The sequence below is a fragment of the Sulfitobacter sp. genome (genome assembly GCF_041552635.1).
Lineage (GTDB): Bacteria > Pseudomonadota > Alphaproteobacteria > Rhodobacterales > Rhodobacteraceae > Sulfitobacter.
Genome location: NZ_JBFEKM010000214.1, coordinates 1 through 5,508, shown reverse-complemented (window position 1 = coordinate 5,508; position 5,508 = coordinate 1). Strand labels below are relative to the sequence as shown.

Genomic DNA, 5,508 nt, shown 5'->3' with positions numbered 1-5,508 from the left:
TGATGCCCGCGATGAGGACTACAATATGATGGTCCGCGCGCCCTATCCCCACAGCCACGAAAAGCTGCGCAGGCCAGACCCGCTGTATGATCTGGTGCTTTTGACGGATTGGAACTGGCCCTACGGCGTCAAAGGGCGTGGGTCTGCGATCTTTATCCACCAATACCGCCGCCCCGGCTATCCGACCGAAGGCTGTATCGGCCTGTCACGCAGCCATTTGCGCCAAATCGCGCCGATGATTAAACATCGTACCCGCCTGATCATCGCGTAGGGTGGGTGCCAACCCACCACTGCCCGCCTAGCCTGCGACCCGTTCGCCGAAAATCGCCGAGCCGACCCGCACATGGGTCGCGCCCAAAGCAATCGCCTTCTCGAAATCGCTGCTCATCCCCATCGACAAACCGTCAAGACCGTTGCGCGCCGCGATCTTGGCCAGCAGCGCAAAGTGCAACGCGGCCTCTTCGTCCACCGGGGGGATGCACATCAACCCGCGCACAGGCAGATCAAGGCCCTGACATTCCTTGATAAACGCATCCGCTTCACGCGGCAGAACGCCGGCTTTCTGGTCTTCTTCGCCGGTGTTGACCTGAATAAACATATCGGGGCACTGGCCCAGCTCTTGCACCAACCGTGCCAAGGTATTCGCCAGTTTTGGGCGGTCTAATGTATGGATCGCGTCAAAAAGCTCCAGCGCGGGGCGGGCTTTGTTGCTTTGCAACGGGCCAATCAAATGCAGATCAATACCGTCATACTGCTGCTTGAAATCAGGCCATTTGCTTTCGGCCTCTTGCACCCGGTTTTCACCGAAACAGCGTTGACCTTGTTCCAGTACGGCCTGAACGCGTGCAAGCGGCTGGACCTTGCTGACAGCGATCAGTGTAACACTGCCTGGCGCGCGGCCTGCGTCTGCTTCGGCTTTTGCGATGCGTGTGGTGATGTCTTCCAAGCTCATGATAGGCCCCCTGTTTGAGGTCGCACAGAACAACAGCTTGGCGCAAAAGAAAAGGGGCAGACCAATGGCCTGCCCCTCTTTTTAGACTGTTGCGTTCAACTTAGAAGTTGAAGCGAACACCCAGATCGGCACGGACGAAACCGTTGCCGCGGCTTGCAACACCACCGCGGAGCGACGTGCCGCCACCCAGGTCGTGGTTGAAGTCAACACCGTAGGATGTGTCTGTGAAGTAGTCTGCGTCTGCAACGTAAACTTCAACGTCTGTGGCTGCGCCAACGTCAAATTTTGCGGCCAGAACGTAGTGATCGCCAGTTGTTGTGCCAACACCTGTGTCATCGCCGTTTTTGGCATATGCAAAGGTCAGAGCCGCTGGACCAACGTTACCACCAACAGAGAAGGCAACTTCTGTGTCAGATGCGCTGTCGGAGTCCTGCAGACCCAGAGCAACTGTGTAACCGCTGAACGTGTAAGCAGCAAAAGCAGCTACGCGGTTGTTTGTGTCGGAAGCCGAAACGTGCACGGACAGGTCGCCCATGGAGTACAGAACTTCAACACCGTTGGAACCGGCTGCGCCGTTACCACCGGAGGAGTACGCGTCGCCGCGGAAGTTGAATGCTGTGTAGTCATAACCCAGACCGGTCAGACCCAGATCGATTGGGTACATGCCAGGCATGAATTCCAGAGCGCCGAAGATGTTGCCAACGCCGACTTCAAGACCACCGGAGCGTGCGAAGAAGCGAACGCCGTTGATGCCTGTGCCGGATGGACCGGAAGCACCGTTGATGTCGTCAGCTGTACCGGCTGTGTTGTCTGGACCAACGGAGTATGTTGGTGTGTTGTCGGTGTTGTTCTGCTGGATACGAGCACGTGCACCGAATGTAACGCCCATGTCGGACTCAGCTGTCGCGTCGATCTGCAGACGGAAACGGCTTGTTACGTTTGTTTCGTCTGTGCCAGTTGCGTTTTCGTTATACAGAACACCAACACGGCCGTAGCCACCAAATGTTACGTCTGCTGCTGCAACGCCGGCTGTCGCAACCAGAGCTGTTGTAGCGAAGAGAACTTTTTTCATGAGTTATCCCTCGGTTTGAATTCACATGCCCAGACCGGGGAATCCGGAAAGGGTATGACGGTCTTTTCCGCCTTTGCCCCAGTTTTGGCAAGGATCGCGCATCGCTTTGCCGCAATGTGAAAAACTATGATGCAGGTTTGCCACAGTCGGCCGCATCGCCGACACGCCTACCCTTTGACTTGCACGGCCCCAGTGCACACGATCCGGCAGCCGCAGTGAACATGCCTCTACTATGTATATAGTCGACATAGCGCTTGCCGACCGAACCCTGCTTGGTTAGACCAGTGGCCAAACAGGCAAAGGACGGCTGGGATGGCGCGCACTTCGGTATTCAAATCCACGATTGCCCTTATGGCACTCATATCGCTTGGGGCGTGTGGCAGTCTTGCGCGCCCTGCAGGCGAACTTGCGCCGCAATATTCCAACACGAACAGCCCAAGCGTGATCGAAACCGATCCCGACAATACCATCTGGTCCATCTTTAATCGCAAGACCACGGACACCAGTGTATCGGTGAACAAGTATCTATGGTCCGCGTCACTCGAAGTGCTGAGCTTTCTGCCCGTGCAATCCATTGACCCTTATACAGGTGTGATCGTGACCGGCTACGGCACACCTCCGGGCGGCAGTCAGTCATACCGGGCGACTATTTTGATTGACGATCCTGCCCTTGATGCGCGGTCACTGAATGTGGCGTTGCAAACCCGTGGCGGTCGCACCGTCAGCAAAGCGACTTCACGCGCAGTTGAAGACGCCATTCTAAGCCGCGCGCGCGAAATGCGCATCGCCGATAACAAATTCTGAGCCCGCTTCTAGAGCTTTCGCCATTCCAACGCCGGGCCACGCGCTAGTCGCTCGCCCGGCGTTTTTCGTTTGATAAGGTACCTGTCGATGTCCCGCTATTCCCCCGCTGAAATCGAAGCCCGCTGGCAAGCCGCCTGGGAAAAAGACGCTGTGTTTCAGGCTGTACGTTCAGCCGACAAGCCAAAATACTATGTGCTTGAGATGTTCCCCTATCCGTCAGGCCGCATCCACATGGGCCATGTGCGCAACTATACGATGGGCGACGTGATCGCGCGCTACAAGATCGCCACGGGCCACAGCGTGCTGCACCCGATGGGCTGGGATGCCTTCGGGATGCCTGCGGAAAACGCCGCAATGGCGATCGGCGGTCACCCCAAAGACTGGACCTATAGCAACATCGCCGACATGCGCGACCAGATGAAGCCGCTGGGCTTGTCCATCGACTGGTCCCGCGAATTCGCAACCTGCGATCCGGAATATTACGGTCAGCAACAAGCGCTGTTTCTTGATTTCCTGAAAGAAGGCTTGGTTTACCGCAAGAACGCAATCGTCAACTGGGACCCTGTTGATATGACCGTTCTGGCCAATGAACAGGTCGAGGCAGGGCGCGGCTGGCGGTCGGGTGCCTTGGTGGAACGGCGCGAACTAACGCAGTGGTTCTTCAAGATTTCAGACTATTCCGAAGAGTTGCTGAGTGCGCTGGACACGCTTGATAACTGGCCCGCCAAGGTCAAACTGATGCAGGCGAACTGGATCGGCAAATCGCGCGGGTTGCAATTTGCGTTTTCGACCATTGACGCACCGGACGGTTTCGACCGGATCGAAGTCTATACCACCCGCCCCGATACCTTGCTGGGGGCCAGCTTTGTCGGGATCTCTCCGGATCATCCGCTGGCCAAGACGCTTGAGAAAGACAATCCTGAAATCGCCGCCTTCTGTGCTGAATGCCGCAAGGGCGGCACCACCGAAGAAGCGATCGAGACGGCTGAAAAGTTGGGCATGGATACTGGCCTGCGGGTACGTCACCCGTTTGATACCGCTTGGGAGTTGCCGGTCTATATCGCCAACTTCATTCTGATGGATTACGGCACTGGCGCGATCTTTGGCTGCCCTGCGCACGACCAGCGCGACTTTGAATTTGCGACGAAATACGGGCTCAAGATCATCTCGACGTTCCTGCCGTCAGAAGACGCCGATCCCAAAATCACCGAAGCCTACGTCCCCACCAAGTCCGAACGTGTCTACTACAACGGTGGATTCGCCGGCGAGAAATGGCAAACCGGCGAAGAAGCCATCGCATCCGCCATCGAAGCCTGCGAAGCGCAAGGTGTCGGCCAAGGCGTGACCAAGTTTCGCCTGCGCGACTGGGGCCTGTCCCGCCAGCGCTATTGGGGTTGCCCGATCCCTGTTGTGCATTGCGATGCCTGTGGCGTGGTCCCCGAAAAGAAAGAGAACCTGCCGATCGAATTGCCCTATGACGTCAGCTTTGACGTACCGGGCAACCCGCTGGACCGCCACCCGACATGGCGCGACTGCGCCTGCCCGTCTTGCGGTGCCCCGGCCAAGCGTGAAACCGACACGATGGATACGTTTGTCGATTCGTCATGGTATTTCGCGCGCTTCACGTCGCCTCATGCCGACACACCCACGGTGATGGAAGACGCTGAATATTGGATGAACGTCGACCAATACATTGGCGGCGTCGAACATGCGATTCTGCACCTGCTTTATTCGCGCTTCTTTGCCCGTGCGATGCATATCACAGGCCATTTGCCCGAAAAGGCGATTGAACCGTTTAATGCGCTGTTCACCCAAGGCATGGTGACCCACGAGATTTACCAGACCCGCGACGCCAATGACCGCCCCGTCTACCACCTGCCCGAAGAGGTCACGGACGGCAAACTCGCCGATGGCACTGCGGTCGACATCATCCCGTCCGCCAAAATGTCCAAGTCCAAGAAAAACGTCGTCGATCCATTGGGAATCATCGCCAGCTATGGTGCTGATACGGCGCGCTGGTTCGTGCTGTCTGATTCGCCCCCTGAACGGGATGTCGAATGGACGGCATCGGGTGCCGAAGCGGCTTATAAGCACCTTGGCCGCGTCTGGACCATCAGCGTGCGTGTCACTGCGATGGGTGACGCGATAAGTGACGGGGCCGAAGGCGAAGGGAACGAAGAGCTTCTGCGCGCGATGCACAAAACCATTCACGATGTGACCTTGGGCGTCGAATCCTTTGGCTTTAATGCCGCCATCGCCAAGCTTTATGCCTTTACCGCGACCTTGCAGAAATCCAAGGCTGGCCATGCAGCGCAGCGCGAGGCGATCATGACGCTGGCGCAGCTTATGGCCCCCATGACGCCACACCTGTCAGAGGAAATCTGGACCGCCCAAGGTGGCGCAGGTCTGATCACGACCGCCCCTTGGCCCCGCGCCGACGCGGCGATGCTGGTCGATGATACCGTCACCCTGCCGATCCAGATCAACGGCAAACGTCGCGCAGAAATTCAGGTGCCTGCGGATATGTCGAAAGAAGATATTGAAAAAATCGCGCTCAGCCACGAAGCTGTCATTCGTAGCTTGGATGGAGCCACGCCCAAAAAGGTGATCGTTGTGCCCGGACGGATCGTTAATGTCGTTGCCTAAACGCCGCTTTTTGCTTGCTTTGCCACTGCTTGCG

The 5,508-nt window shown here is 57.3% G+C and carries 5 protein-coding genes; 3 read left to right on the top strand and 2 right to left on the bottom strand.

Annotation, left to right across the window (positions count from 1 at the left end; all coding sequences use genetic code 11):
• Positions 1-271: L,D-transpeptidase family protein (locus ABYT07_RS18545; protein WP_372993505.1), on the top strand; the 271-nt coding region annotated here is incomplete at its 5' end.
• Between the two features lie 27 nt (positions 272-298).
• Here the strand turns inward: ABYT07_RS18545 and ABYT07_RS18540 are convergent.
• Both ABYT07_RS18540 and ABYT07_RS18535 read right to left on the bottom strand, forming a co-directional pair.
• Entirely contained in the window at positions 299-952 is a 654-nt protein-coding gene (locus ABYT07_RS18540) for a YggS family pyridoxal phosphate-dependent enzyme (RefSeq protein WP_372993504.1), read from the bottom strand.
• A 100-nt stretch (positions 953-1,052) separates the two neighbouring features.
• Positions 1,053-2,024 (bottom strand): porin, encoded by a 972-nt coding sequence (locus ABYT07_RS18535; protein ID WP_372993502.1) that lies wholly within the window; start codon positions 2,022-2,024, stop codon positions 1,053-1,055.
• A 312-nt stretch (positions 2,025-2,336) separates the two neighbouring features.
• Between ABYT07_RS18535 and ABYT07_RS18530 the strand changes: the two genes are divergently transcribed.
• Positions 2,337-2,828 carry a DUF3576 domain-containing protein gene (locus tag ABYT07_RS18530; protein WP_372993501.1) on the top strand — a complete coding sequence of 164 codons (492 nt, stop codon included), beginning with the start codon at positions 2,337-2,339 and terminating at the stop codon, positions 2,826-2,828.
• An 87-nt stretch (positions 2,829-2,915) separates the two neighbouring features.
• Positions 2,916-5,474, top strand: a complete 2,559-nt coding sequence (leuS, locus tag ABYT07_RS18525) for a leucine--tRNA ligase (protein ID WP_372993500.1) — start codon at positions 2,916-2,918, stop codon at positions 5,472-5,474.
• Positions 5,475-5,508 lie beyond the last annotated feature (34 nt).

What these genes read in the sequence shown, in the direction of transcription:
- ABYT07_RS18540 (WP_372993504.1), bottom strand. Translation starts at nt 952, where the DNA reads ATGAGCTTGGAAGACATCACCACACGCATCGCAAAAGCCGAAGCAGAC.
- ABYT07_RS18535 (WP_372993502.1), bottom strand. Translation starts at nt 2,024, where the DNA reads ATGAAAAAAGTTCTCTTCGCTACAACAGCTCTGGTTGCGACAGCCGGC.
- ABYT07_RS18530 (WP_372993501.1), top strand. Translation starts at nt 2,337, where the DNA reads ATGGCGCGCACTTCGGTATTCAAATCCACGATTGCCCTTATGGCACTC.
- leuS (WP_372993500.1), top strand. Translation starts at nt 2,916, where the DNA reads ATGTCCCGCTATTCCCCCGCTGAAATCGAAGCCCGCTGGCAAGCCGCC.